This window comes from Candidatus Hydrogenedentota bacterium, from assembly GCA_016791475.1.
Lineage (GTDB): Bacteria > Hydrogenedentota > Hydrogenedentia > Hydrogenedentales > JAEUWI01 > JAEUWI01.
Genome location: JAEUWI010000282.1, coordinates 1 through 644, shown reverse-complemented (window position 1 = coordinate 644; position 644 = coordinate 1). Strand labels below are relative to the sequence as shown.

Genomic DNA, 644 nt, shown 5'->3' with positions numbered 1-644 from the left:
GCTTGCCCGGCGTGCCGCTGGTGGTGGCGGCGACGATCGCGCTATCGGCCTGGACCGGCTTCGCTGCCCAAGGCGGTGCGGTGGTGGGCGCAGTGCCGGCCGGCCTGCCCGGCTTCAGCCTGCCGCCGCTGCGCCCGGAGCTGATCGCCGCGCTGCTGCCGGCCGCCTTCGTCGTCGCCATGGTCAGCTTCATGGAGGCGGCCTCGAGCGCCAAGCTCATCTCCGGCCGCACCCGCCAGGCCTGGCGGCAGGACCAGGAGCTCATCGGCCAGGGCCTGGGCAAGCTCGCTGCCGCCTTCACCAGCGGCATGCCGGTGAGCGCCTCGTTCTCGCGCTCCGCACTCAACTCCGCCAGCGACGCGCGCACCGGCCTGTCGTCCATCGTCACCGCGGCCTTCGTGCTGCTCGCCCTGCTCTACCTCACCCCGCTGCTGTGGCACCTGCCCAAGCCGGTACTGGCAGCGATCATCCTGCAGGCGGTGGCCGGGCTGATCGACACCGGGACGATGCGGCGCGCCTGGCGGGCGAGCCGCGACGACGGCGCCGCCGCGGCGGTCACCTTTGTCGCGACCCTCGCCTTCGCGCCCAACATCCAGAACGGGGTGTTCACCGGACTGATCCTGTCGCTCGCGCTGCTGGTGTAT

The 644-nt window shown here is 72.7% G+C and carries 1 protein-coding gene; it reads left to right on the top strand.

Translation table 11 applies throughout. The annotated features are described in order from the left end of the window. Positions 1–644, top strand: a 644-nt coding sequence (locus JNK74_29210) for a SulP family inorganic anion transporter (protein ID MBL7650256.1), incomplete at both ends; no start/stop codon positions are given.